A 26,057-nucleotide genomic window follows, 5' to 3' on the forward strand; every position below is an offset into this window, starting at 1 on the left:
AGAAATTGGAAATCGCATTTTCAATTTCTGTCCTCTGATTAAATCATGGATGAGTTAATCAGAGGTTCCTATAGAAATCTTTTACTGTCACCTTCGTCATTTAATCAGAAGGCAGAGGCTAAAAATACAATCTCTAATTACATTGCTTTGTTAAAGGCTTACCATTCTTGAGATAGGCGACATACCCCTGGGTAGCTAACAATATTGGTTGATCAGGGTTTGTTGTGATTGCTATTAGTAATTGAAATTATGTATTATCGTATTTAATAAATTTAATGAAAATTAATAAGTGCTAGTGAAGAATGGTGGTTTAGAGTAAAAATGTCGATTACAGCAATAACCGAATCCAATTGGGCAGACATACTTGAGTTGCAGCAGGGTGTCTATTTGCAAGTTGCGCCTGAAAGTTTAGATGTATTAAAAAGTAAATGGCTAACATCGCCAGAGAGTTGTTTGGTTTTATACGAAGAAGGCATGTTAATGGGTTATTTACTTGCTCATTCTTGGAATCAAGAAATGCCACCGAAATTATTCAAACCCTTGCCTGAAAACTGCAAAGGCTCCAAACTTTTTGTCCATGATTTGGCCGTGCATAAAAATTCGACGGGGAAAGGTATTGGTAAAAGACTGATTACACATCTTATAAAAATCGCAAAGTTAAACGGATATCAACAAATTATGTTGGTAGCTGTGCAAGGTTCAACAGAATTTTGGCTAAAACAAGGGTTTATGAGCGTTAACCAAGAAGTGAGCGAATGTTACGGTGAAAATGCACAGTTGATGTTGATGAGTGTTAGTGATTAAAAATCGATAATGAATAACCTTCGATCTGTGTTCAGTAGTTTAATCTATGATGCTCATGTTTCTTGTGAGCTGTTTATTTATTTTGTACATTAGGTGGAATAATTTTGTGAAGATAGTTAAAACTCGATGGCAAGGATTTTTATATCGATTAACTCGGGCGCTGCTGTCTGTTTTGGTTTATTTCGCTTTTACCATTCCGTTGGTCTTCTTAGGTGTTATTCAGTTTCGCGAATCGATGTTAATTAACGCATTAATTCTGGCAATGTTGCCTTTGATTGTTACTTTATGGCTTTTAATACTAAATTGCGGTTCATCCAAGGTCGTTGATTATAGGAAACTCTGATTAACCTAGAGTTTCTCGCGACACAAGGAAGTGTCGCCAATTTCAAGAACTGTAAGTGATTGAAATTGTGAAGAAATTGGAAATCGCATTTTCAATTTCTGTCCTCTGATTAAATCATGGATGAGTTAATCAGAGGTTCCTATAGTCTAGTTTTAACGGATGAAAGTATAGAGCTGGTAACTTATTCCGATTTTATATTGTTATCTATTTCTGAAATTGTAAACTGTAAGTTTTCAGGTTTTTTTGTCAAAAATTTAAACGTAAAAAGTGTAAAGTCGAGTGTGAATGTGGAGTTGTCTAGATTTACAAAAACCAACAAAAACTTATTTTAGATTACTTGAACCGTTATTCTTTTATTTGAATTTACAAAATTTATTATTGTGCAGTTTGGTGAGTTATTTAAACTTTTCGAAAATAACCCATAATTCTCTTTTAGAAATGCTTGAGTGTTGTAAAATCTTGCTTTTTATAAATCTTATTTCTATAGCCATTAACAGTCTCATTGTTTTATTTCAAAAAGTTCATCCAGTTGTTTGCTGAGGTATCTCGGTTATTTTTCATTTGTGCTAAATTTTAAATCACCCTGTAGAGCCGTGAGCTAAAATTGTAAGATTATCGGTTTTACTTTACTTGGTGATTTAATAGATACAGTATTTGTTACTAATAGTGATAACGTTATCCGTAATTTCTTTGTTGTGTAGTTAGACCATTAACGGGACGTTATGCATATCGAATAAGGAAATAACAATGACGATCTTACAGAATTTACGTGATAATCCAGAACCAATTTGCAAACAAAACGACTTTTTTGTGGATGTTAGAGGTTTTAGAACGACACCTGAAGGTACTAATCGGTGTGAGGTCGGTGGTGCTGCAACACTTAATTTAACAAAGCAAAATGGTGTTTATCGTTTAGCCGTTGAAAATGGTGGTAGCGATTACTTTTTTCCTTGGGTTAACCGAGGTGTGGGCGAAGTCTCTGTGCCTATAAATCAACCAAATGGTACCATTGTAACAACAGGTGGTATGAATGGTTGTGCGCTCCAGGTTAACCGCAGTGGTAACAATTTAATTTTTTATCATGATGCAGACAATCGGTATCTAGGTGATCTTAAACAACCTCAAGGCAGGCAGTTATGTAGAATAGAGCCAAATCAATATATGAAAATTCCCTATGGACAAACCATCGTAGAAGAAAATCCAAGGGCAGGGCTCTCGTATTTGTATCAGTTAATATGTGTTCGTCATGAAGGTAAATGGAAGGTTACCTATTATGGAATTATATTGGGCCCTGGGATAAATATGCCAATCAATCGAACTTTTACTCCGGGTGTTAGTAAATTCTTAGCCAGTTTTAAGGAATAAACTTCTGTGCATTATCTGTATATTAAAGTCAATTTAATTAACCACAGCGTTTAATGTTTTAACTTGATAACTCTTATAGGCGCCTCTGGTTAACTCAGCCATGATTTAATCAGAGGGCAGACGTTGAAAATGTGATTCCCGATTTTTCACAATTTTAATCAATTACAGTTCTTGAAATTGGCGACACGTCCTTGTGTTGCGAAAATCGCTAGGGTAATCAGAGTTTCCTCAAATAAAATCGATAATTTTGTAAGAAAAATTAGTTTTTCCATTCTCAGTGACATGCAAATATTGTTTGCTCATTCTCAGTTTGTTCCTTTTTTGATTACAAAACTTAAATTCTTATACATTTATTGTGATGTTATTATTTTATCGGTTTTTTATTTTGGTGAATGAATAATGGGGCTTTATTGTTTAGTTGTTGGTTCTGTTCTGCTGTTAGGTGGTATTGCTCTATTGATGTTTCGGATTCGATTTGTGTTTTCGGCTATTTGTTTGCCTGCGATTGTTGTTGAGAAGGTGTTTAGAAATACGAGTGCGGAGAACTCTTCTAGCCGAGGAAAGTTTTTAAAATTACGGTATAAGGCCGGAGATGGTTCGTTTAAAGAATATGTTTGCGATACGAATATTCTTACTCCTTTTTACACGGTGGGTGATGGGATTATTTTAGCGGTTAAGGGTGACAAGGTTTTAGGAAACTCTGATTAACCTAGAGTTTCTAGCGACACAAGGATGTGTCCTCTGATTAAATCGTGGATGAGTTAATCAGAGGTTCCTTTAATAAAAACGTGGTTTTATATTGTGCTAGCACCAACGATGTTGATGTTTTTAGGTTTGGTTGCGTTGTATGTGTATTCGCGTTTTTAGTGATTCTTACGCTCGACTTTTTATTGGGTTTTTTAAGCTTGTTTAGAGTGGTTGAGTTTTTAATTGCTCAATAATTGTATTGGTTTTTAATATGCCTTTTACGCCGTTTCATATGGGGCCTGGAATTTTTATTAAAGCACTTATGCAAGGTAGCTTTAGTTTAATGGTTTTTGGCTGGTCGCAAATTATTATGGATGTTCAGCCACTTTGGGTGCTGATTGTTGGTCATGGTCATTTGCATGGTTTTTCGCATACGTTTGTGGGTTGTGTATTGTTGGCGATTTTTTCTGCATTAACGGGTAAGTATCTATCGGAATTCGGTTTAAAAATATTAGATCTTAAAGGTCGTAATGGTAGGACCATTTGTATTTCTTGGTGGGTTGCGTTTTTGAGCGCCTTTATCGGTTGTATTAGTCACGTTTTAATTGATGCGGTTATGCATTCTGATTTACAGCCTTTTTATCCCTTTGTGTTGAGAAATCCGTTTTTGGGTTTTATTTCCGTGGCAGCACTTCATAAGTTTTGTCTTTATAGCGGGCTTTTGGGGGTGGTAATTTTTTACTCAGTGCAATGGTTGGTTTCGCGATATACGAATCGTTTAAATTAGGTGTTTATGCTATTCAATTCTCAGGCTATTTGGGGTATGTGTTAATAAAAGCTTGTGCTAATGGATTGAGTTTTAAAATGCTAAATTCCGAGCGCTTTTTTGGCTTGAGAGTTTTTTAGAAGTTAAAAAGTTATAATGCTTAAGTTTATTTTTAAAATCTTAAGTGGTGTTTTTTTGTTGTCAATTATCTAATCGCGCCAGTTAGATCAAAAATATCTGTTTAGTGGCAGAGTTTTTATTGAATGCTAATGTGCTGATGAGTATTCTTCCGGGTTTACACCTAGGGAATATTTATTATGAAATTTATTATTACATCTTTTTTAATTGTGTTGACGGGCCTAGGAATGGCTGCCAACGCTCAAGAATCTTTAACGCCTGAAGAAGAACAGCTTATTGCCGAAATGACCCAGGCTTGGGATTCGGTAACGCCACAAACCGGTGATGTTACTTTGGCGGATGGAATTGCAACGTTGCATGTGCCTGATGAGTTTGTTTATTTCTCGCCGCAAGATTCTGAAACTGTTTTGGTCAACCTTTGGGGTAATGTGCCTGGTGCTGGCACCGGAACCTTAGGCATGCTTTTTCCGGCCGATCTCACTCCGTTTGATGACGATGCTTGGGCGGTGACCGTTGAATACACCGAAGACGGTTATGTGTCGGATGAAGGCGCAGAAGACATTGATTACTCGGATTTACTCTCGCAAATGAAGAGTGAAATGCGTGATGCCAGTGCCGAGCGAGTTAAGCAAGGCTATGAGCCGATCAGTTTGGTGGGTTGGGCGTCTGAGCCTTACTACGATCAAAGCGCACACATTTTACACTGGGCGAAAGAAATCAAATTTGGCGATCAAGATGTTAATACCCTGAACTACGACATCCGCGTCTTAGGCCGAAAAGGGGTTTTGGTGTTGAGTTTTATTGCTAGCATGGCGCAAAAAGATGTGATTGATTCGCAGATTGACTCGGTTTTATCGGTGGCCGAATTTAACCAAGGTTCGCGTTATCAAGACTTTGATCCAGATCTTGATGAGGTGGCTGCCTATGGTTTGGGCGCCTTGGTGGCGGGTAAACTTGCAGCAAAAGCGGGTTTGTTCGCGATTATTTTGGTGTTCTTGAAAAAATTCGGTGTATTTATTGTTGTTGGCGTTGGCGCTTTGGTTTCTAAGTTGTTTAAGCGTAAAAAAGCTGCCTAATTTCTGTTTGGCGATCAACAAAAAAATCTGCTTTATTCGAAAACTCCGATTAACTCAGAGTTTCTTGCGACACAAGGATGTGTTGCCAATTTCAAGAATCGTAAGTGATTGAAATTGTCAGGAAATTAGAGATTACGTGCTCAATTTTTGCTGTCCGATTATGTCATGGATGAATTAATCAGAAGTCCTAGACATTCTTGTGGTTGTGTTCTTTATTTGGCCATGAGTGACCTGTTACTCCCGTCTTTAGCCCTCGTTTTGCCTTGCCGTTTTCGGCTTTTCATCTGTTGTTCTTAAGTGTCGCTACCCGATCTCTACGCATCAATCTCCGCTTTCAGTGTTTTTCAGCTCATTTTTCATGAACGGCAGATTCTGCCAGTTGGTTTCTGTGTTCTGTATTCGGTCTCTGATTATTCTTTACTGAGGTGATCGCTTAGATATCATATTGTCGACAATCTTTAGGTGATCTTTTGTGGTTTAGAATTTTTTACAGGGTAATATTGTAAAAGTGTAGACAAAAAACGAGTGTTGGATTAAATTAAGACCCCATCAAGATGAGTTTCGCAAAAATTGTTGACAATTTTTATGTGCGTTAATATAGCGTCATCTAATATGTCTACGATTTTGAGCCGAGGTCACTGGTTTTATCCCTAGAAACGCTTTTCTGGATAGGCCAGTTTACGGATGGCTCGCCTGCGATGTGAGACCTGTATATGTCCGAATCTGAAAACGCTACAACCGAAAACACCTTAGCGAGCAATATCACTCGCACACTTAGAGATGCCATTGTCTGTGGTGATTTAGCACCGGGCAGTAAATTGAGTGAGCCTAAGCTTTCTAAGGAATACAACATCAGCCGTGGGCCGCTTCGCGAAGCCATGCGCAGGCTCGAAAGCATGAAGCTGGTGAAGTACGTTCCGCACGGTGGTGCCAGAGTTATTACTTTGGATTTACCACAGGTTATTGAGATTTATCACATTCGTGAAGCGCTCGAAGGTAAGGCCGCTGCATTGGCGGCAAAAAATATTACCGATGAAGGCATAGAGAATTTAAAGCGATTATTGAAAATTGCCGAAGAGCACATGGCCGCAACCGGCGGTGCTTATATTCAGGCAGACGCCGATATCGATTTTCATTATCGAGTCATTCAAGCCAGTAATAATCAGATGCTAATTCATACTTTATGTGAAGAGCTGTATTACCTGGTAAGAATGTATCGCTACAAATCCAGTCTTCAGCCTTCACGGTCATTACAAGCATTTAAAGAACATCAGCATTTGGTACTCGCATTAGAGCAACGCGATGAGCAATTGGCTGAATTAATTATGCGTAAACACATTGTGCGTGCGCGTGAAAACATAGAACAGCAATTATTAAATAGTTGAGAGTATTAAGATGAAAACACCAGGTACACGTTTTCGCGAAGCGCTCGCGAACAACAAGCCGTTGCAAATTGTCGGTACGATTAACGCCTATGCTGCATTAATGGCTGAGCGTATTGGCCATCAGGCTATTTATTTGTCCGGCGGTGGTATTGCCAATGCTTCTTACGGTTTACCAGATTTGGGTATGACATCTTTAAACGATGTTTTAGAAGATGTGCGCCGCATTACTGCTGCTACTAATTTGCCTTTGTTGGTGGATATTGATACCGGTTGGGGTGGTGCATTTAATATTTCTAAAACCGTAAAAGATATGATTCGCAGTGGCGCCGCGGCCGTGCATATTGAAGATCAGGTTGCGCAAAAACGTTGTGGTCATCGTCCTAACAAAGAATGCGTTTCTAAAGACGAAATGTGTGATCGTATTAAAGCCGCTACCGACGCTAAATTTGACGATAGCTTTTTTATTATGGCCCGTACCGATGCTTTCGCTGCTGAAGGTTTAGAGTCTGCTATTGAGCGCGCACAAGCCTACGTTGAAGCCGGCGCCGATGGTATTTTCGCAGAAGCCATTAATCAAAAAGAACATTACCAAGCCTTCCGCGAAGCGCTAGATGTGCCTATTTTGGCGAACATTACCGAATTTGGTAAAACCCCTTTATATAACTGCTCAGAATTGGCCGAGTGGGGCGCCGACATGGTGCTTTATCCATTATCTGCATTCCGTGCAATGAATAAAGCTGCCGAAGCCGTTTATAGATCTCTATTGACTGACGGCGATCAAAAAGCGCAGATCGATAATATGCAAACTCGCATGGAGCTTTACGATTATCTCGGTTATCACGCTTACGAAGAAAAGCTTGATGAATTATTCGCGAAAAATAAATAAATCAGTCCGATAAGTCTGAAGAGTAAACGTAACGGAGTTTTTTGTATCATGGCACAGAAGAAATTAGAAGGCGCAGGTTTGCGCGGACAGGTTGCCGGTAAAACCGCAATTTGTACGGTTGCTGCATTGGGCCACACGGGTTTAACTTACTACGGTTACGAAGTTGAAGACCTTGCCGAAAATTGTGAATTTGAAGAAGTTGCTTATTTATTATTTAACGGCGAATTACCTAACGCCGATCAGTTAGAAGCTTACAAAGCTAAGCTTGCTGATAAACGTGAGTTGCCTACGGCATTAAAAGAAGTGCTAGAGCGAATTCCTGCCAGCGCTCATCCAATGGATGTGTTACGTACCGGCGTTTCTATGTTGGGCAACTTAGAAACTGAAGCAAGCTTTGCTGAACAACAAGAACACGCAGATCGTTTATTGGCAGCATTACCCAGTATTATTTGTTACTGGTACCGCTACAGTCACGATGGCGTTCGTGTTGATTTAAATACCGGTGCAAAATCCATTGGTGGTCACTTCTTGCATTTATTACACGGTGCAGCACCCAGCGAATTGCACGAAAAAGTCATGCACGTGTCGTTAATTCTTTACGCAGAGCATGAATTTAACGCGTCTACTTTTACCGCTCGTGTTTGTGCGTCAACGCTTTCTGATTACCACAGCTGTATTACCGGCGCGATTGGTAGTTTGCGTGGCCCGCTGCACGGTGGTGCTAACGAAGCTGCGATGGATATGATCGAGAATTGGAAATCAGCGGAAGAAGCTGAAAAAGAAATTCTTGGTAAACTTGAGCGCAAAGAAAAAATCATGGGCTTTGGTCACGCGGTTTATACCGAGTCTGATCCACGTAATACCGTTATTAAAGAATGGTCGAAAAAACTTTCTGAAGACGCAACTGACGATACTTTGTATCAAGTGTCTTTGCGTTGTGAAGAAGTTATGTGGCGAGAAAAGAAATTATTCTGTAACGCCGATTTCTTCCATGCGTCTACTTACTACTACATGGGTATTCCAACCAAATTATTTACCCCGATTTTTGTAATGTCTCGTACTACAGGTTGGTCTGCACACGTATTTGAACAACGTGCCGATAACCGAATTATTCGTCCAAATGCTGAATACATTGGTCCTGGATCACGTAAAGTGGTTCCAATTACCGAGCGTTAATAAAAAATCGAAGTGGCTCTAGTGAGCCACTTTTTGGTTTTACTGTTTATGGATTTTATTTTTACGCAGATACTAAAAGTAAGAGTGGTTTGCCAGTATTCCACACAATTAGTTGTAGTTAGCTGTAAATTAAAGAATTACATGTATCAATAAAATCGGTAAATAACGCGTTATTAGAGTTTCTCTCTACTATAGGAACCTCTGATTAACTCATCCATGATTTAATCAGAGGGCAGAAATTGAAAATGTGATTTCCAATTTCTTCACAATTTCAATCACTTACAGTTCTTGAAATTGGCGACACATCCTTGTGTCGCGAGAAACTCTAGGTTAATCAGAGTTTCCTATATTTTTCTAAGACCATTAGCCTGAAACGTTTGCAGAGATTTATTTCAAATGAACACAGAATTTAGAAAATCATTACCAGGCAGCAATCTCGATTTTTACGATACACGTGCAGCCATTGAGGCCATTGAGCCGGGTTCTTATAAAACATTACCGTATACCTCGCGTGTTTTGGCTGAGCAATTGGTTCGTAAATGCGATCCAGAAAGCCTTACTGATTCTTTAAAACAAATTATTGGTCGCAAGCGCGATTTAGATTTTCCGTGGTATCCAGCGCGTGTTGTTTGTCACGATATTTTAGGTCAAACCGCGTTGGTGGATTTGGCCGGTCTTCGTGATGCTATTGCCGAGCAGGGCGGTGATCCTGCCAAAGTAAACCCTGTGGTACCAACACAATTAATTGTTGACCATTCACTGGCCGTAGAATTTGGTGGTTTTGATCCGGAAGCGTTTGAGAAAAACCGCGCGGTAGAAGACCGTCGTAACGAAGATCGCTTCCATTTTATTGAGTGGACCAAAACGGCATTTAAAAATGTTGATGTGATTCCTGCCGGTAACGGCATTATGCATCAAATTAACCTAGAAAAAATGTCACCGGTTATTCAAGCCCGTGACGGCGTTGCTTATCCTGATACCTGTGTGGGTACTGATTCGCACACGCCACACGTTGATGCCTTGGGCGTAATTGCCATTGGTGTAGGTGGTTTAGAAGCCGAAACCGTGATGCTGGGTCGTCCATCAATGATGCGCCTTCCAGACATTATTGGGGTTAAATTAATTGGTAAGCGTAATCCTGGTATTACGGCAACCGATATCGTATTGGCAATTACCGAATTTTTACGTCAAGAGCGTGTTGTTTCTGCGTATTTAGAGTTCTTCGGTGACGGTGCAAAAAGCTTAACCATTGGCGACCGCGCAACCATTTCGAATATGACTCCTGAGTTTGGTGCGTCTGCGGGTTTATTTTATATCGATGAACAAACCATCGATTATTTAAAATTGACCGGACGTGATGCCGAGCAGGTTGCTCTTGTTGAAAACTACGCGAAAACCACAGGTTTGTGGGCAGATGATTTGGTCGAAGCCGAATACGAACGTGTTTTAGAGTTCGATTTATCAACCGTTGTGCGCAACATGGCGGGTCCATCAAATCCACATCGTCGTCTTCCAACCAGCGCGTTGGCTGAGCGTGGCATTGCGGTGAATTTAGATGCAGCCAAAGCCGAAGAAGCCGACGGCAAATTGCCTGACGGTGCCGTTATTATTGCGGCAATTACTTCGTGTACAAACACCAGTAACCCACGCAATGTTGTAGCCGCAGGTTTGGTGGCGAAAAAAGCCAACGAACTTGGCTTGGTTCGTAAGCCTTGGGTTAAATCTTCGTTTGCGCCGGGTTCTAAAGTTGCCAAATTGTATTTAGAAGAATCGGGTTTATTGCCTGAGCTTGAAAAACTCGGTTTTGGTATTGTCGCCTACGCATGTACCACCTGTAACGGTATGAGTGGTGCGCTTGATCCGGTGATTCAACAAGAAATTATCGATCGCGATTTATACGCAACGGCGGTGTTGTCGGGTAACCGTAACTTTGATGGTCGCATCCACCCTTACGCAAAACAAGCATTCCTTGCTTCACCTCCGTTAGTAGTTGCCTATGCAATAGCCGGTACCGTGCGCTTTGATATCGAAAAAGATGTACTCGCGGTGGTTGATGGCAAAGAAATTACACTAAAAGATTTGTGGCCAAGCGACGAAGAAATCGATGCGATTGTGGCGAGTTCGGTTAAACCAGAACAATTTAACCAAGTGTACATTCCCATGTTCGACTTGGGTGCGGTAGAGGAAGCCGAAAGTCCATTGTACGATTGGCGTCCACAAAGTACTTACATTCGTCGTCCACCCTATTGGGAAGGCGCTCTTGCCGGTGAGCGTACATTAAAAGGTATGCGTCCTTTAGCGGTACTGCCAGACAACATCACCACCGATCACTTGTCGCCGTCGAACGCTATTTTGGCAAACAGTGCCGCCGGTGAATACTTGGCGAAAATGGGCTTGCCTGAGGAAGACTTTAACTCCTACGCAACGCACCGTGGCGACCATTTAACGGCACAACGTGCAACCTTGGCGAATCCAAAACTGTTAAACGAAATGTGTTTGGATGACAGCGGCAAGGTTATTCAGGGTTCTCTTGCGCGTATCGAGCCGGAAGGTAAAGTGGTTCGCATGTGGGAAGCCATTGAAACTTACATGGATCGCAAGCAACCGTTAATTATTGTTGCTGGTGCCGATTACGGACAAGGTTCCTCTCGTGACTGGGCGGCAAAAGGTGTTCGTCTAGCCGGTGTTGAAGCCATCGCCGCCGAAGGTTTTGAGCGTATTCACCGAACCAATCTAGTGGGTATGGGTGTTCTACCGTTAGAATTTAAAGAAGGTACTACTCGTAAAACCTTAGAAATTGACGGTACCGAAACCTACGACGTTAAAGGTGACCTTGCGCCACGGGCCGAATTAACCCTAGTGATTAATCGCAAAGACGGTTCTGTTACCGAAGTACCTGTGACTTGTCGTTTAGATACCGCGGAAGAAGTTCATGTCTATTCTGCCGGTGGTGTACTACAGCGCTTTGCGAAAGACTTCTTAGAAATGGAAAACGCGTAATTTATTTTTCGGCGAGTTAATCGAGCAGAAAGCTCTTGTTGATAGAGAGCTTTCTGTCGTTCGCAAAAATTCTTACGCACGGTTTAAATTTTCTTACTGTTTTTATAGGAATAAACATGTCTCACGTACCGCAAATTAAAATCCCCGCAACCTACATGCGTGGTGGTACCAGTAAAGGGGTGTTTTTCAGTCTTACGGATTTACCCGAAGTTGCACAAACGCCTGGTCCGCAAAGAGATGCGTTATTATTGCGTGTTATTGGTAGTCCTGATCCGTACGGAAAACAAATCGACGGCATGGGTGGTGCAACGTCGAGTACCAGCAAGATTGTGATTCTAAGTAAAAGTACCAAACCAGATCACGACGTTAATTATTTATTCGGCCAGGTTTCTATTGATACTGCGTTTGTTGATTGGAGCGGTAACTGTGGGAACCTATCGTGTGCAGTTGGTGCTTTTGCCATTAGCAATGGTTTGGTCGATGCCGATAAGGTCCCGAGCGATGGTATTGCTACCGTAAAAATTTGGCAGGCGAATATCGAAAAAACCATTATCGCTAAAATTCCAATGACCGGTGGTCAAGTTCAAGAAACCGGTGATTTCGAATTGGACGGTGTGACCTTTCCGGCGGCGGAAATTCAAATCGAGTTTTTAGACCCATCCGACGGCGAAGGCTCTATGTTTCCCACCGGAAATTTAATTGATGATCTTGAGGTTCCCGGTGTTGGTACCTTTAAGGCAACCATGATTAATTCTGGTATTCCTACCATTTTTGTGGATGCCGAAGCCATTGGTTACAAGGGCACCGAGTTGCAAGACGACATTAATAATGACGCAGAAGCCTTAGCCATGTTTGAAAAATTGCGAGCTTACGGCGCCATTAAAATGGGTTTAATTAAAGATATTGAAGAAGCCAAAACTCGTCAACATACGCCTAAAATTGCATTTGTAGCTAAACCAGCTGAATACACGGCATCCAGTGGTAAAGTCATTAAATCCGACGAAATTGATCTTTTAGTACGCGCTTTGTCGATGGGTAAATTACACCACGCCATGATGGGCACTGCCGCGGTTGCCATTGCTACCGCAGCGGCTGTACCGGGTACTTTGGTTAATTTGGCCGCTGGCGGTGGCGAGCGTAACGCGGTTCGTTTCGGTCATCCGTCAGGTACTTTACGTGTTGGTGCTGAAGCCGAAATTGTTAACGGTGAGTGGACTGCAACTAAAGCCATCATGAGCCGAAGCGCACGTGTATTAATGGAAGGTTCGGTGCGTATTCCCGGCGATAGTTTTTGATGGTCAGTGATTTGTGCGAACCCTATGTATTTACTGTTAATATCTGAGTAAATTAAGTATACCAAGGGCGTAAATTCGAAAATTCTGTGTTTTTTACCCAAGTTTTCAGCGAAATTACCTGCTAGCGATTCGGGTAATTTTGAATTGAAATTATTTCCAGGATATTGCCTTTAAGCGACTTCGGTCGCTTTTTTTATGGGTTGAATATAATTTTCAAAAACGTTCACGCAGATAAAGTCCGTTTGCAGGGTGTACTCAATGTTGTTATGGATAATTGCTTATCTCTTAGGCTGAGAATAGAAATTGGTAAGAGGATTTCTAATATCTCCCAATTTCAAGTGCTAGTAATTTTTAAATTGATGGCACCTCTACGTGCTGGAGAAAATTTTTAAGCACCGGAGAAAACGTTCGATTAACAGGGGTTTATTCTTAATTGTAAATTTTTACCTAAATACAACCCTTTAAAACTTGTGTCTTTTAAGGGTTTATCACAAAAGTTTGTCTTTTAAGAGGTGATATTGGTTCGGTATTTATTGTGTGGGTATTAATTTTAAAATTAATAAGTTAAATTTTTGCGTGTTTTTTATTCTACAAATCTTGATTAAATTCTGTTTTAACTAATCTTAACTCATCTGGTTTCTTTCTTTACCGAGATTTTTTGAATATTTATTGCTCTTTTCGAGTGATTTTTAGGTAAAAAATAGAGTTTTTGATTTATAAACAGTGGATATAATTTAATTTTCTGACAATTTCAATAATATTTATTCAATAACTGGTATTTATGACAGATATTCAGTTTGATGATATGCATTTTAAATAAATAACAATTTCTCGCTATATAATTTTTTAGCGTTATAAATGTGTGATATTTTGAGAGATCTTAGTTGTAGCACGTCGTTTCGATGTGAAGAACTTTGTGCATTATTTCTCGTCATAATCTCGCAAATAAAATTGATGATATATCGGCACAGACGCTACAACTGCCGATGTCGTTATTAACGCGGGCTAAAGTAAGCTTACCTTATTGCACAGTTGATTTTAAAACAAACGACGCATTTTTGTGTTGTTAGTGCCATAAGTCAGAGTTTTCTTTAGTTCTTGTTGAATTAAACAACTCAGTTCTTGTCGTTGCAGATGACTGTTTTTGTTAGTAGCACAGTTTTGAATTTCAATTAAATATTATTCTTGCATGAACATGCGGAGGCTCTAATGTTGGCTAGATTTGTAGCCGTTTTGGCTCTTTTGTTGGCTTTTAATACTTATGCGCAGGAGTCGAAGTTCTATTCGCATAAAACTCGTGGGGCTTTGAAAGGTGCCGATGTAGTTGCTTACTATGATTTGCAACCGGGAGACCCTGCCATTATTGGTACCGATGACATTACTTATGATTGGGGCGGTGTTACTTGGCACTTTGCCAATGAAGTGAATCGTAACAAATTTATTTTGGAACCTGAAAAATACGTTCCTCAATACGGTGGTTACTGTGCATTTGCTGTTGCGAAGGGTTTTACCGCACCACCACGTCCAGACAGCTGGACTATTGTTGATGGTAAATTGTATCTAAACAATAACCCAACCTCTGATAAAATTTGGCAGCGCGATCGTGGCGAGTCCATTCAAAAAGGCGATGCTAATTGGGTTGAAATTTCTAGAAAGTAAACTTAAATAAGTTACCAGTAAAAAAGGCGGGAGAATATCCCGTCTTTTTTGTTTCTGTTTTAAAGTATGCCTTGTTTACGTACCATAGAGGTGTTTTTACGTAATTCTAAAAGTTCAACCGAATGTGTAAGTTACATAAGTGACCACGAACGTAATAATGCGGTACCGGTACTTGTAGTAAATAAAGAGAGAACCGTTGTAAGCACTATAATATTGGCCGCGAGAGTGTAATTGCCGCCAATAGATCTTGCCATAACAAAACTTGCCGATGCGCTCGGTGCGCTAGACATTAAAAAGATCACGCCCAACTCCATACCTTTAAAGTCAAGCAGCCACGCCACCGCAGTAACCGCCATAGGAATAACAATCAGCTTTGCGGTTGTTGTAATCGCCGCATAGGTGAGGTCTGCATTAAATTTTAAACTCAAACCTGCTCCTGCCACCAATAACGCTAAAGGTAGAGTCATGCGCGCAAAATATTGGCCGGACTGTTGAATAATTTCAGGAATTGGTACGTGCAGTTGGTTAATGATTAGTGCGCAGGCAATGGCGATAATCAGTGGATTTTTAGCAACGCCTAAAAGCACGCTTTTAATCATGGCTATTTTACTGCTGTTGCTGTTTTTATCAGACCATCGCGTCAGTGTCGTGACCGAGAAAATATTATAAAAAATGGTAACCAGTGCAATATAAATAGCGGCCGTTGAATACACGGCGTCGCCGTAGGCGTTTACACAATAGGCTAAACCGATAATGCCCATATTGCCGCGAAAAGCACCTTGTACCATCACGCCTCTTGAGCTGCGATCTTTGCACATAAACGGGACGGCAATTTCTAATAAAATATAAACAACAATGGTTGAAAGAATACCGTAAATCACCAAGCTTAAACTTTTGCCGAAATTGATATCGCTATTAACTATGCTGACAAATAGCAACGCCGGTAGAGTTACATTAAAAACCAGTTTACTGCCCACATCCACAAACGCATCGGTAATAAATCCAATCTTTCGTAGCCAAGTTCCAATAAACAAAACAATGAATATGGGCAGGGTAATGCTAAGCGCAAAGCTTAAGCTTGAGGTAGGATCAAACAAAGGTGCTTCCTTAAATCGTAGCGATAATTTAACGACAGTGCCGTAAAGAAAGCCGGTGCAGAGAAATCTTTAATTTAATACCAAGCGCGGAGCTTATCGTTTGGTGAGATATTTTCGCAATTTGGTTTGGTGCAATCTATGTCGCAAGGTCTTGGTGAGTTGGCAACTTACTCTCATCCAATTTATAAAAACCATCATTCGTGTGATTTCAACCTATAGGAACCTCTGATTAACTCATCCATGATTTAATCAGAGGACAGAAATTGAAAATGTGATTTCCAATTTCTTCACAATTTCAATCACTTACAGTTCTTGAAATTGACGACACATCCTTGTGTCGCGAGAAACTCTAGGTTAATCAGAGTTTCCTATATTTTAATTCGAAAAACTCGGCGACCCTTTAAAAAGCCGCTCTGAATTTATCATTCAAAAATTGTTTTGGTGGAAATTTGGCGAATTATTTTAAAGGGAGACAAGGGCTCCCTTACCAATTCCCTCAAATGCTTTCACTTGAATTGCATCTTCGGGAAACTGACTTTTAAGTACCTGGGCAATATGTTGCGCTATTTGCTCTACCGTGCTGTCGGTTTGGATTATATAACAATTGTTTTTCGGTAAGCTAAGTTCAAATCTACCCTGAGGCGCTTCGTAGGCGAATTTATAAATACCGTTTATGTCATCGATAATATCTTCTTCGGTGCCGATATAAATATCGCGCCACTTCTCACACCAAGCTCGTTCGAGTTCAAAGTCCCGGCGACCATTTTTACAGATATTAATGGTGGATCTGTGTCCATGGGCAATACGTTGGCAGTTGCCGTCGTGTTTTTTTAAGCCGTGGCTGTATTGGTAGAAATAGCCGGGAATGTGTTCGGTTTCAAAGCTTACGTCGATGTTAAGAACGGTTTTGGGCATCAATTGCAACGCTTGATGTTGACACCAAGCAGCAAGAGTTTCGGGAGTAATACAATCACCATCCACCAAAGTAATGGCATCTTCGGGCGCAGACATAGTGATCTCACCAGAAACTGAATGCCATGTTAGTTGGGTGGTACCGTTGGATGTTGTGATCGATAAAGACGCGGAGTGTTTGGGTACCAAAAGTTTATGGTCTAAGGTTTCATCGAGCCATTTACGAAAAGTTTTTTTAACGATGCCAAAATCACAGACCATGCTTTGCTGATCAAGCTCACCTTCAAGCGCGAAATTCGCAAGCCAGGTTTCGCCCACTAAACCTCTAGATTCATCAAGGTAACTAAAATCTACATTGGTGAGCTGATCAACAAATAACTGCATTGTAAAAATCTCTTGTCAAAATTCGGGGCGGATTCTAGCAGTCTGGCGCTTAAAAATATATCTTGAGTAATTTGGTTGGTATTGATCGAAGACGATTCGGAGCAGATGTTCAATGCACAAAAGCGGCCGAACCTGATCCCACCCGCGATTCACATAACAAATGATCAATCGTTTGTTTCGATAGCGTAGCGGCACTGCGGTGATTTAAGTGCAAAATTTGTATTGTATTGATGAGATATGTTTGTTGATCCGCCGGTGGGTCATCCAAATTTGTGTGAATTTTGCGTATTTTTGTGAGAGTTTGAGCAGTTTGTAGGCTAATTGCGCGCAAAAATAGCATTGGGGTTTGTACACTTGCATTGTTAATAGAAAATCACCATAATGCGCGCCTCTGCAATGGTGGCTCTTTCCGGTCCCCTCGCAATGATCAACTACGAACCCCGCCAGGCCCGGAAGGGAGCAACGGTAGTGGTGACATCATGTGCCGGGGTGTGGCTGGTTAGAGCTGCCACCCAGATTCTCTTCGCTGTAAAAATCCTCTTTCTTTTATTATTCCGCACAGTTTGCTTGTATCAACTGGCTTAGTCTTTATATTCTTCAAAAATTGTTAGCACAGCCTTATTTCGATTGATGGCATAATTGGCTGAATATTCAAAAAGAAGATCTTACGTATTTATGAATAAACCGATTTATTTAGATTATGCTGCCACAACACCGGTAGATCCCCGCGTTGCAAAAGCCATGACCGAATGCCTTACGCTTGATGGCAACTTTGCTAATCCTGCCTCTAGAAGTCATATCTACGGTTGGCAAGCCGAATCGGCTGTTGAAACTGCTCGCCGTCAAGTTGCGGATTTAATTGTTGCCGATACCCGCGCAATTGTGTGGACCAGTGGCGCCACAGAAGCGAATAACCTAGCGATTAAAGGCGCCGCTTCGGCACATCAAAATAAAGGCCGTCATCTTATTACCTCGCAAACCGAACACAAGGCCGTTTTGGATTGTTTTGCCGAGCTTGAACGACAAGGCTTTGAAGTTACCTACCTGCAGCCAACCCGTCAGGGAGTTATTACAGCCGAGTCTTTATCTGAAGCGTTACGGCCAGACACTGCTTTAGTGTCTTTAATGCACGTTAATAACGAGCTGGGTGTTGTTAATGATATTGCAGCGCTTGGTGCTTGTGCCAAAAATAACGGCAGTCTGTTTCATGTTGATGCGGCACAGAGTGTTGGCAAGTTACCCATCGATGTGAACGCTATGAATGTCGATCTTATGTCGATGTGTGCGCATAAAATTTATGGCCCTAAAGGTATTGGCGCTTTGTACGTGCGCAGGCAGCCGCCTTTGGCAATTGACGCTCAAATTCACGGTGGCGGTCACGAACGAGGGATGCGTTCGGGCACCTTGCCGGTTCATCAGTGCGTAGGTATGGGAACCGCATTTGAAATCGCTGCGCAAGAAATGAAATCCGAAGATCAGCGCATTTCTGCCTTGGCGAAAAAATTTTTAGGACTGGTACTTGAGTTAGAAGGTGTTGTGCTCAACGGTTCTGGCGTGAAAGCCGTTCCTAATATTGCCAATATCTGTTTTCAAGGTTTTGAGTCAGACCGATTAATGATGGTCTTTCGAGAGCTGGCGATATCGTCAGGTTCGGCGTGCACTTCTGCGAGCTTGGAGCCTTCTCATGTGCTAAGAGCCATTGGAATGACCGATGATGAGGCTCATGCTAGTTTGCGCTTTAGTTTTGGGCGCTTTACCACCGAAGACGATATCGACGTTGCTGTGCAATCGGTCACTGAAGGTTTGGCTAAGCTTAAATCGCTGTGATCGATGGATAATTCGCATTAAATTGTCTTTTGATTGATCATTCATGATCTAATCGATAAAAATCCTCTCTATAGACTAATAGGCAATTGCCAAATGAGTGCGTATAATCCGCGCTCTTTTTTGGGTGATGGCCTAGAATGTACAAAAGTTGTACAAATATTTGCCCTTATCCTTGAATTTATTGCATTATTTTACGGAGACAAGAATGGCAGTTGAAAAAACTCTTTCGATCATTAAACCAGACGCAGTAGCAAAAAACGCGATCGGTGAAATTAACGCTCGTTTTGAAAAAGCCGGTTTAGAAATCGTTGCCATGAAAATGGTTAAGCTTGATGACGAAAAGGCAGGTGGCTTCTACGCAGAACACAAGGAGCGTCCATTTTTCTCTGCGCTTGTTGAGTTCATGACTTCTGGCCCAGTTGTGGTTCAAGTTCTTAAAGGCGAAAACGCCATTGCCACCAACCGTGAGTTGATGGGCGCTACCAATCCTAAAGAAGCGGCTGCCGGTACAATTCGTGCTGATTTTGCTGAATCTATCGATGCTAATGCGGTTCACGGTTCTGACTCTGCGGCCTCGGCTGAGCGTGAAATTGCTTACTTCTTCTCTGCTGAAGAAATTTGCGAGCGCTAATTAATAAGGCTCTAATGTAAGGGCTTTTTTTGCGGCACAGCGTTATTTGTTCCCACGTTGTTTACTTTCATCGTGGGGCAAGTTTGTGTCGCTATCTTCGATGACTAGCATTCGCTAGAATATGAAGTCGCAGAAAGTACGCTTTCTGTACTCTGATTAAACCTCAAAATCGTTAAAGCAGCGTTTCCTCACCGTTTTTCTTGGATTTTTTAATGTCTGAAGCTCAAATCAACACTGTGTCTGAAAAAGTTAACTTGATGGGCATGTCACCTAGCAAGATGAAGGCTTGGTTTGCTGAAATCGGCGAACAACCGTTCCGTGCGACACAGGTAATCAAATGGGTTCACCAGCTGGGTGTTTCCGACTTTGATGAAATGAGCAACATTAGCAAAGGTTTAAAATCGAAACTCAAAGAATTAGCGGTTATTGAAGCGCCTGAAGTACTTCGCCAACTTGATTCTGTTGATGGTACCCGTAAATTTCTGATTCAGGTTTCAGGCGGTAATGCTATTGAAACGGTTTTTATTCCCGACGGAGAACGCGGCACCTTGTGTGTGTCTTCTCAAGTTGGTTGTTCGTTAGATTGCAGCTTTTGTGCAACAGGAAAACAAGGCTTTAACCGCGACTTAACCGCGGCCGAAATTATCGGTCAGGTTCATATTGCGGCAAAATCATTTGGGCAGTTGCAGGTAAAAGGGCCGCGTAAGATCACCAATGTTGTTTTAATGGGCATGGGTGAACCTTTATTGAATTTTGATAACGTTGTTGATGCCATGCACTTGATGATGGAAGACAACGCTTATGGTATTTCTAAGCGCCGGGTAACGCTCAGTACCTCGGGTGTTGTGCCAGCACTGGATCGCTTGAGCGATTACACCGATGCCTGTCTCGCAATTTCTTTGCACGCACCTAACGATGAGTTGCGTAATAAACTGGTTCCTATCAACAAGAAATATCCTATTGCTATGTTGTTAGCCAGTGCCAAGCGTTACATCGAAAAACTTCCCGATACGCATCGCAAAATGACGATCGAATATACCTTGATCGATCACGTTAACGATCGCCCAGAACATGCCTATGAACTTGCAGAGCTGCTGCGCGATGTTCCGGTAAAAATTAATTTAATTCCTTTCAATCCATTTAATTTGTCGGATTACAAAAAAGTCAGTAATAATGCGTTAAATCGATTTAAAGACATTTTGATGAAGGAAGGTTACATCACCACCGTTAGAACCACTCGTGGTGACGACATTGATGCAGCCTGCGGCCAGCTTGCCGGTAGTGTGAACGATAAAACTCGACGCAGTGAACGCTACAAAGCAGATCAACCAGAACCTTTGCGCATTATTCCGTTTGCCTAATTATTGTTAAATAATGAGTGCATATACGGTATAGCCACAAATATTTGCTCAAAGTTGAACTCACACGTTTTGCAGTGATCTTCATTGTTGTTAAAGTGTCTGCCTAGATTTAGGCTGACTCGAAATTCAAACCTCGTAATTGGTGTGAGAGTCGTAGCAACCGAATGGAACTTCGAACAAACTCTGTGCTTGTGGAATTATGCTGAAACTTATCGACGCTCGCTTTGCCAAATATTCATCCCAATTAGTGCTGGTTTTGTGCGCTTTAGTCTTTACTGGGTGTGTGGTTACTGAATCCAATCCTAGTGAAGCAGTGGTTGATAAAAACAAAGCCCTCGAAACTCGAATTCAATTGACCTTGGGTTACATCAGTCAAGGTAATCGCGATTCTGCACGTACCAATTTAAATAAAGCTCGCGACATAAATCCTAATGATCCGCGCGTAAATAACGCGGCTGGGATGCTCTATCAGCTTGAGGGAGAACCGGCTCGTGCAGAAGAAGAATTTAAAGCTGCATTGCGAAAAGCCCCGGATTTTTCAGCGGCACGCAATAATTACGGTGTATTTTTAGCGAGTCGAGCGCGCGCCGAAGAAGCTCTTGAGCAATTTCAAATAGCTGCAAACGATTTAGAATACGATCGCCGACAGGTGGCCTTAACCAATTTAGGACAAACAGCGCTTAAGTTGGGTTTACGAGATAAAGCCAAAGCAAGCTTTTCTCAAGCTTTTCGCCTCGATCCGCGAGCGTCAATACCACTGATAGAATTAGCCGATTTAGAATTTCAGGATCGGGAATATTCGAAAGCAAAATCGTATTTAGATTTATACAACAAAGTCACTAAGGCTTCTTCTCGATCACTTTGGTTAGCAATTCGACTAGAACGTATTTTTGGTAATGCCGATCGTGAAGCGAGCCTAGCTTTGGCATTGAAAAATTTGTACCCTTACTCTGCCGAGTACCTGGAATATAAACGGTTATTAGATGAGTAACGTTGCCGAACACCAAGCAAGTAATACCGATGAACAAAATTCGTCGGCCTCTGTCCCTGTCATTAGCCCAGGGCAGTTACTTCGCGCTGCTCGGGTGGATAAAGGCTTTGAACTGACTCGCATCAGTGAAGAGCTGAAAATTCCAGAGTCAAAACTCAGTGCACTGGAGAGTGATGACTTTTCAAAACTTGCGTCACCTACCTTTGTGAAAGGTTATATCCGAGCGTACAGTCGTTATCTCGATCTAGATGTTGATTTTGTGGTTCGCGCTTACGATAGCTTAGCTACGGAAACCCCTGAGCACGATTACATTATCCCGCAACAAACCATGCGTTTGGAACCGGTTGAAAAACCTTTTCCAGAGTGGCGCTGGCCAATCGTAATTGGCGCTATTATTTTGTCTCTAGTCGTTGCTTACATATTATGGGGTGACGAAATCAAAGCAATGATCGACCCGTCTCAGCAAATACCTAAAACAGAAGTTCAGGTTGCGCCTTCTGCCATAGACGACACGGTTGTTGACAGCGATTTGATCGACGATATCACGCCCATTCCCAACCCTTTTGAAACATCGGATCAGTCGGGAGTTATAGATTTCTCTCAAGCAAATGAAGATCCTGAACTCACACCCGATTCGATCGATGGTGACTCTGAATTGTCCAGTGATGCTGTAAGCAGTGATTCTGCATCAACCAGCAACGATAATTTAACAGCTCAAGTTCAACATCCCGTTGATTCATTTAAGTCTTTATTGGCGAGTGGCTCCAGTAAACTGAGTTTTGTTTTTCAAGAAGACTGTTGGTTAGATGTTAAAGATTCCGACGGCCGTACACTCCACGTTGGTTTAAAATCCAGTGGCGAGACGCTGACATTAACCGGGCAGGCTCCTTTTACGGTGATGTTGGGTAATGCTCGTGCAGCCACATTGCAGCTCAATGGTGAGCCCGTTGAGCTAACCCCCGTTCCTGGACGCAATACGTTGCGACTCCAAGTTGGACAGTAAATAGAAACTCCTACCCCAGAGCTAAATATGCAGTTTCAATCTCCGATTACTCGACGCAAGTCGCGCCAAATTATGGTGGGCGATGTTCCCGTAGGTGGTGATGCACCTATTTCGATTCAAAGTATGACCAACACCGAAACTACGGATGTATTGGCAACTGTCGATCAAATTCAGAGAATTCAAAACGCTGGAGCAGATATTGTTCGTGTATCGGTTCCTTCGCTTGAAGCGGCAGAGGCTTTTGGTGAAATTCGCAAACGTGTCACCGTACCTTTGGTGGCCGACATCCATTTTGACTATCGAATTGCGCTGCGAGTTGCTGATTTAGGTGTTGATTGTTTGCGTATCAATCCCGGTAATATTGGCCGTGAAAAGCGCATTCAGGCGGTTATTGAAAAAGCAAAAGACAAAAATATCCCAATTCGCATTGGCGTTAATGCAGGTTCTTTAGAAAAAGATCTGCAAAAAAAATACGGCGAGCCAACACCTGATGCCTTGGTGGAATCCGCCATGCGTCATGTGGAGTTTTTGGATAAATACGATTTTCAGAACTTTAAGGTCAGCGTTAAAGCATCGGATATTTTTATGGCCGTTGCGGCTTATCGTAAGCTTGCGACTCAAATTGAGCAGCCACTGCATTTGGGCATTACCGAAGCCGGCGGCTTAAGATCCGGAACGGTAAAATCAGCGGTTGGCCTTGGTGCGTTATTAATGGATGGCATTGGCGATACGATACGTATTTCTCTGGCGGCCGATCCTGTTGAAGAAGTGAAAGTGGGTTGGGATTTATTAAGAAGTCTACGATTACGCTCAAAAGGCATTAACTTTATCGCCTGTCCTAGCTGTTCGCGCCAAAACTTTGATGTGATTAAGACCATGAACGAGTTAGAAACTCGTCTCGAAGATATCACTACGGCAATGGATGTTGCCGTTATCGGCTGCGTAGTTAACGGCCCCGGTGAAGCGAAAGAAGCTGATCTTGGTTTAGCCGGTGGTCAGCCAAATTTGATCTACATTGATGGCGAACCGAATTCTAAGTTGGCGAACGATAATCTTGTTGATGATTTAGAGCGTTTGATTAGAGAGAAAGCCAAAAGCAAGCAAGCACAGCTGGATCAGCTGATTGCTAAAGCATAATTTAAAAATTTAGATATTTTTGAACACCGATTGAGCAATAAATTGTGAGTAAAATTCAATCCATTCGCGGCATGAACGATCTTTTGCCCGGTGAATCATCTACTTGGCAGTACGTCGAGCGTGTAGTGTCTGAAGTTTTCGAAACCTACGGTTATCGACTTATTCGTACGCCAATCCTCGAAAAGACCGAGCTGTTCAAACGATCTATCGGTGAAGTTACCGATATTGTTGAAAAAGAAATGTACACCTTTGAAGATCGCGATGGCTCAAGCCTGACCTTGCGACCTGAAAACACTGCGTCTTGCGTTCGTGCCTGTGAGCAAAATGGTTTACTGCACAACCAAACCCAAAAGCTCTGGTACTTTGGGCCAATGTTCCGCCATGAAAGACCTCAAAAAGGTCGCTTGCGTCAGTTCCATCAATTTGGTGTTGAGGCTTTTGGATTTGATGGCCCAGACATAGATGTTGAAGTGTTGGCCATGACCGCGCGTCTTTGGAAAAAACTCGGCCTAACGGACGCTGTCACTCTGCAATTGAACAGCATCGGTAGTCTGTTGGCGCGAGCTAATTACAAGCAGTCATTAGTCGATTATTTGTCTCAATACAAAGATCAACTCGACGAAGACAGCTTGCGCCGCCTCGATTCCAACCCTTTACGCATTCTCGACAGCAAAGACGCGAGAACACAAGCCTTGCTTGATCAGGCGCCGGTTCTCACCGATTACCTAGATGAAGACAGTCGCGAGCACTTTCAACAGTTGCTCACGCTTTTGGACGGTTTGGGAATTCGTTACGAAATTAATCCGCGATTAGTGCGCGGCCTAGATTATTACAACAAAACCGTTTTTGAGTGGGTAACCGATAAATTGGGTGCCCAAGGCACTGTTTGCGCTGGCGGTCGATACGATGGCCTTACTGCTCAGCTTGGCGGCAAAGAAACTCCCGCCGTTGGTTTTGGCATGGGGGCGGAACGTTTGGTGCTGTTACTCGAAGAGCTGAAGTTGATTCCGTCTGAGTTGGATATCAGTGCCGACGTGTATCTGTGCGGCGTAGGTAATGTTCAAAGTTATGTTTTAGGTCTGGCCGAATCAATTCGTGATGCATTGCCTAGTTTAAAACTGGTTAATCACTGCGGTGGCGGCAGCTTTAAGAGTCAATTGAAAAAAGCCGACAAAAGCGGTGCTAAATGGGCGCTAATTGTGGGTGAAAATGAGGCCAGTGCTGCTCAGGTCGTCTTAAAAAGTCTGCGTGATGACAGCGAGCAACTGACTTTAAATCTCTCAGATGTGACCGAAAGGTTGCAAAGCTTGTTTCAATCGTCAAAATAGCGCGTCTCGCAAAAGTTGTATTGGCTACTTAGGAACGAGTAATTGCTTCGTCGAGTTAATACCTAACAATATTAACCATAATCGACCAGCTCAGTATAAAAAGTATTAGAGGATATACGTGTGGCTACACACCTAACAGAAGAAGAACAAATTGAGTCGCTGAAGCGATGGTGGAGCGAAAACGGTAAGTTCACCGTAATCGTGGTTTTAGCTGCAATTGCCGGTTATTTTGGTTGGCAGGCATGGACAAAACATCAGATTCAGCAAAAGCAAGAAGCATCCAGTTTGTACCAAAGCATGCTTGATAGCTCTACCTTGGCACCCGGTGAGACGCTTGATGAAGACAAATACAATCGCGCAATTAGCCTGGGTAAGCAACTTCAAGAAGGATTTTCCGGCAGTTATTATTCTGTTGCTGGTGCTTTAATGATGGCCAAGCTGGATGTTGAGAAAGGTTCTTTAGATTCTGCCATCACTTATCTTGAGTGGGCGAAGAAAAACAACGACGACGCAGAACTTGATATCGTTATTGATCCGCGTTTGGCTCGCTTGTATGTCGCCAAAGAAAAATTTGATGAGGCTTTGGCATTGGTAGCTAAGGCGCCTAAACCTGCGGCGGTTAGCTCCTACGCAGAGTTGCGCGGCGATATTTATGCCGCCAAAGGTGATAGCGCTAAGTCTTCGGAGTCTTATCAATTGGCACTATCGAGCTTAAGTGACCAACAATCAAATCGTCGTCGTTTTATAGAAATGAAATTGTCTGAGCAGGCTGTTTCTTCGAGTTCAGTTGCTGAGGCGGAATAAGT

General features: G+C 42.0%; 22 protein-coding genes and 1 other RNA gene. 21 read left to right on the plus strand and 2 right to left on the minus strand.

Features of this window, described 5'->3' with window-relative positions; genetic code table 11:
* Window positions 1–321: 321 nt before the first annotated feature.
* The 12 genes from ACYQ2C_RS12380 to ACYQ2C_RS12435 all read left to right on the plus strand — a co-directional run bounded on the left by ACYQ2C_RS12380 (window position 322) and on the right by ACYQ2C_RS12435 (window position 14,580).
* Entirely contained in the window at window positions 322–804 is a 483-nt protein-coding gene (locus ACYQ2C_RS12380; RefSeq protein WP_460103103.1) for a GNAT family N-acetyltransferase, read from the plus strand.
* 106 nt (window positions 805–910) lie between these two features.
* Window positions 911–1,147, plus strand: coding sequence for a hypothetical protein (locus ACYQ2C_RS12385; RefSeq protein ID WP_460103101.1), 237 nt, complete (start codon window positions 911–913; stop codon window positions 1,145–1,147).
* A gap of 747 nt (window positions 1,148–1,894) precedes the next feature.
* Window positions 1,895–2,512: a hypothetical protein gene (locus ACYQ2C_RS12390; protein ID WP_460050571.1), complete on the plus strand. Its 618-nt coding sequence runs from the start codon at window positions 1,895–1,897 to the stop codon at window positions 2,510–2,512.
* Window positions 2,513–2,911: 399 nt separating this feature from the next.
* On the plus strand, window positions 2,912–3,220 hold the full coding sequence (locus tag ACYQ2C_RS12395) for a hypothetical protein (protein ID WP_460103098.1): 309 nt from the start codon (window positions 2,912–2,914) through the stop codon (window positions 3,218–3,220).
* Window positions 3,221–3,470: 250 nt separating this feature from the next.
* Window positions 3,471–3,986, plus strand: coding sequence for a metal-dependent hydrolase (locus ACYQ2C_RS12400; protein ID WP_460103096.1), 516 nt, complete (start codon window positions 3,471–3,473; stop codon window positions 3,984–3,986).
* A 296-nt stretch (window positions 3,987–4,282) separates the two neighbouring features.
* Entirely contained in the window at window positions 4,283–5,179 is an 897-nt protein-coding gene (locus tag ACYQ2C_RS12405; protein ID WP_460103093.1) for a DUF2167 domain-containing protein, read from the plus strand.
* Window positions 5,180–5,892: 713 nt separating this feature from the next.
* Window positions 5,893–6,564, plus strand: coding sequence for a GntR family transcriptional regulator (locus tag ACYQ2C_RS12410; protein ID WP_460050577.1), 672 nt, complete (start codon window positions 5,893–5,895; stop codon window positions 6,562–6,564).
* A gap of 10 nt (window positions 6,565–6,574) precedes the next feature.
* Window positions 6,575–7,450, plus strand: a complete 876-nt coding sequence (prpB, locus tag ACYQ2C_RS12415; protein WP_460103091.1) for a methylisocitrate lyase — start codon at window positions 6,575–6,577, stop codon at window positions 7,448–7,450.
* A 48-nt stretch (window positions 7,451–7,498) separates the two neighbouring features.
* Entirely contained in the window at window positions 7,499–8,626 is a 1,128-nt protein-coding gene (gene prpC / locus ACYQ2C_RS12420; RefSeq protein WP_460103088.1) for a bifunctional 2-methylcitrate synthase/citrate synthase, read from the plus strand.
* A 396-nt stretch (window positions 8,627–9,022) separates the two neighbouring features.
* Window positions 9,023–11,626: a Fe/S-dependent 2-methylisocitrate dehydratase AcnD gene (gene acnD, locus ACYQ2C_RS12425; protein ID WP_460103086.1), complete on the plus strand. Its 2,604-nt coding sequence runs from the start codon at window positions 9,023–9,025 to the stop codon at window positions 11,624–11,626.
* A 116-nt stretch (window positions 11,627–11,742) separates the two neighbouring features.
* A complete protein-coding gene (gene prpF, locus ACYQ2C_RS12430; RefSeq protein WP_460103084.1) occupies window positions 11,743–12,921 on the plus strand; it encodes a 2-methylaconitate cis-trans isomerase PrpF in 1,179 nt (392 codons plus the stop codon).
* 1,209 nt (window positions 12,922–14,130) lie between these two features.
* Window positions 14,131–14,580 (plus strand): YHS domain-containing (seleno)protein, encoded by a 450-nt coding sequence (locus tag ACYQ2C_RS12435; protein ID WP_460103082.1) that lies wholly within the window; start codon window positions 14,131–14,133, stop codon window positions 14,578–14,580.
* 131 nt (window positions 14,581–14,711) lie between these two features.
* Here ACYQ2C_RS12435 and ACYQ2C_RS12440 read toward each other — a convergent pair whose 3' ends face one another.
* Both ACYQ2C_RS12440 and ACYQ2C_RS12445 read right to left on the minus strand, forming a co-directional pair.
* Entirely contained in the window at window positions 14,712–15,677 is a 966-nt protein-coding gene (locus tag ACYQ2C_RS12440; protein WP_460103080.1) for an AEC family transporter, read from the minus strand.
* Between the two features lie 462 nt (window positions 15,678–16,139).
* Window positions 16,140–16,973, minus strand: coding sequence for a 6-carboxytetrahydropterin synthase (locus ACYQ2C_RS12445; RefSeq protein WP_460103078.1), 834 nt, complete (start codon window positions 16,971–16,973; stop codon window positions 16,140–16,142).
* A gap of 407 nt (window positions 16,974–17,380) precedes the next feature.
* Between ACYQ2C_RS12445 and ffs the strand changes: the two genes are divergently transcribed.
* From ffs to ACYQ2C_RS12490, 9 genes are all read left to right on the plus strand, one after another.
* An RNA gene (gene ffs / locus ACYQ2C_RS12450) (signal recognition particle sRNA small type) lies at window positions 17,381–17,477 on the plus strand.
* A gap of 171 nt (window positions 17,478–17,648) precedes the next feature.
* Window positions 17,649–18,800 (plus strand): IscS subfamily cysteine desulfurase, encoded by a 1,152-nt coding sequence (locus tag ACYQ2C_RS12455; protein ID WP_460103076.1) that lies wholly within the window; start codon window positions 17,649–17,651, stop codon window positions 18,798–18,800.
* 205 nt (window positions 18,801–19,005) lie between these two features.
* Window positions 19,006–19,431 (plus strand): nucleoside-diphosphate kinase, encoded by a 426-nt coding sequence (gene ndk, locus ACYQ2C_RS12460; RefSeq protein WP_460050595.1) that lies wholly within the window; start codon window positions 19,006–19,008, stop codon window positions 19,429–19,431.
* 212 nt (window positions 19,432–19,643) lie between these two features.
* Window positions 19,644–20,792 (plus strand): dual-specificity RNA methyltransferase RlmN, encoded by a 1,149-nt coding sequence (gene rlmN / locus ACYQ2C_RS12465; RefSeq protein ID WP_460050597.1) that lies wholly within the window; start codon window positions 19,644–19,646, stop codon window positions 20,790–20,792.
* A gap of 199 nt (window positions 20,793–20,991) precedes the next feature.
* Window positions 20,992–21,783, plus strand: a complete 792-nt coding sequence (gene pilW, locus ACYQ2C_RS12470) for a type IV pilus biogenesis/stability protein PilW (protein ID WP_460050599.1) — start codon at window positions 20,992–20,994, stop codon at window positions 21,781–21,783.
* On the plus strand, window positions 21,776–22,786 hold the full coding sequence (locus tag ACYQ2C_RS12475; RefSeq protein WP_460103073.1) for a RodZ domain-containing protein: 1,011 nt from the start codon (window positions 21,776–21,778) through the stop codon (window positions 22,784–22,786). The genes pilW and ACYQ2C_RS12475 overlap by 8 nt, the downstream gene beginning before the upstream one ends.
* A 27-nt stretch (window positions 22,787–22,813) precedes the next feature.
* Entirely contained in the window at window positions 22,814–23,923 is a 1,110-nt protein-coding gene (ispG, locus tag ACYQ2C_RS12480) for a flavodoxin-dependent (E)-4-hydroxy-3-methylbut-2-enyl-diphosphate synthase (protein WP_460050603.1), read from the plus strand.
* 44 nt (window positions 23,924–23,967) lie between these two features.
* The gene (gene hisS / locus ACYQ2C_RS12485) at window positions 23,968–25,251 is read left to right on the plus strand and encodes a histidine--tRNA ligase (protein WP_460103070.1); all 1,284 of its coding nucleotides are present in this window, start codon (window positions 23,968–23,970) and stop codon (window positions 25,249–25,251) included.
* A gap of 120 nt (window positions 25,252–25,371) precedes the next feature.
* Entirely contained in the window at window positions 25,372–26,055 is a 684-nt protein-coding gene (locus tag ACYQ2C_RS12490) for a YfgM family protein (protein WP_460103068.1), read from the plus strand.
* Window positions 26,056–26,057 lie beyond the last annotated feature (2 nt).

This window comes from Sessilibacter sp. MAH3, assembly GCF_054658275.1.

Excerpts from the sequence above, each read along its gene's own strand:
- ACYQ2C_RS12410 (WP_460050577.1), top strand. The coding sequence starts at position 5,893 with ATGTCCGAATCTGAAAACGCTACAACCGAAAACACCTTAGCGAGCAAT.
- ispG (WP_460050603.1), top strand. The coding sequence starts at position 22,814 with ATGCAGTTTCAATCTCCGATTACTCGACGCAAGTCGCGCCAAATTATG.
- ACYQ2C_RS12400 (WP_460103096.1), top strand. The coding sequence starts at position 3,471 with ATGCCTTTTACGCCGTTTCATATGGGGCCTGGAATTTTTATTAAAGCA.
- ACYQ2C_RS12445 (WP_460103078.1), bottom strand. The coding sequence starts at position 16,973 with ATGCAGTTATTTGTTGATCAGCTCACCAATGTAGATTTTAGTTACCTT.
- pilW (WP_460050599.1), top strand. The coding sequence starts at position 20,992 with ATGCTGAAACTTATCGACGCTCGCTTTGCCAAATATTCATCCCAATTA.
- ACYQ2C_RS12405 (WP_460103093.1), top strand. The coding sequence starts at position 4,283 with ATGAAATTTATTATTACATCTTTTTTAATTGTGTTGACGGGCCTAGGA.
- ACYQ2C_RS12455 (WP_460103076.1), top strand. The coding sequence starts at position 17,649 with ATGAATAAACCGATTTATTTAGATTATGCTGCCACAACACCGGTAGAT.
- prpC (WP_460103088.1), top strand. The coding sequence starts at position 7,499 with ATGGCACAGAAGAAATTAGAAGGCGCAGGTTTGCGCGGACAGGTTGCC.
- acnD (WP_460103086.1), top strand. The coding sequence starts at position 9,023 with ATGAACACAGAATTTAGAAAATCATTACCAGGCAGCAATCTCGATTTT.
- ACYQ2C_RS12475 (WP_460103073.1), top strand. The coding sequence starts at position 21,776 with ATGAGTAACGTTGCCGAACACCAAGCAAGTAATACCGATGAACAAAAT.
- ACYQ2C_RS12390 (WP_460050571.1), top strand. The coding sequence starts at position 1,895 with ATGACGATCTTACAGAATTTACGTGATAATCCAGAACCAATTTGCAAA.
- ACYQ2C_RS12380 (WP_460103103.1), top strand. The coding sequence starts at position 322 with ATGTCGATTACAGCAATAACCGAATCCAATTGGGCAGACATACTTGAG.
- rlmN (WP_460050597.1), top strand. The coding sequence starts at position 19,644 with ATGTCTGAAGCTCAAATCAACACTGTGTCTGAAAAAGTTAACTTGATG.
- ACYQ2C_RS12435 (WP_460103082.1), top strand. The coding sequence starts at position 14,131 with ATGTTGGCTAGATTTGTAGCCGTTTTGGCTCTTTTGTTGGCTTTTAAT.
- ndk (WP_460050595.1), top strand. The coding sequence starts at position 19,006 with ATGGCAGTTGAAAAAACTCTTTCGATCATTAAACCAGACGCAGTAGCA.
- prpB (WP_460103091.1), top strand. The coding sequence starts at position 6,575 with ATGAAAACACCAGGTACACGTTTTCGCGAAGCGCTCGCGAACAACAAG.
- prpF (WP_460103084.1), top strand. The coding sequence starts at position 11,743 with ATGTCTCACGTACCGCAAATTAAAATCCCCGCAACCTACATGCGTGGT.
- ACYQ2C_RS12395 (WP_460103098.1), top strand. The coding sequence starts at position 2,912 with ATGGGGCTTTATTGTTTAGTTGTTGGTTCTGTTCTGCTGTTAGGTGGT.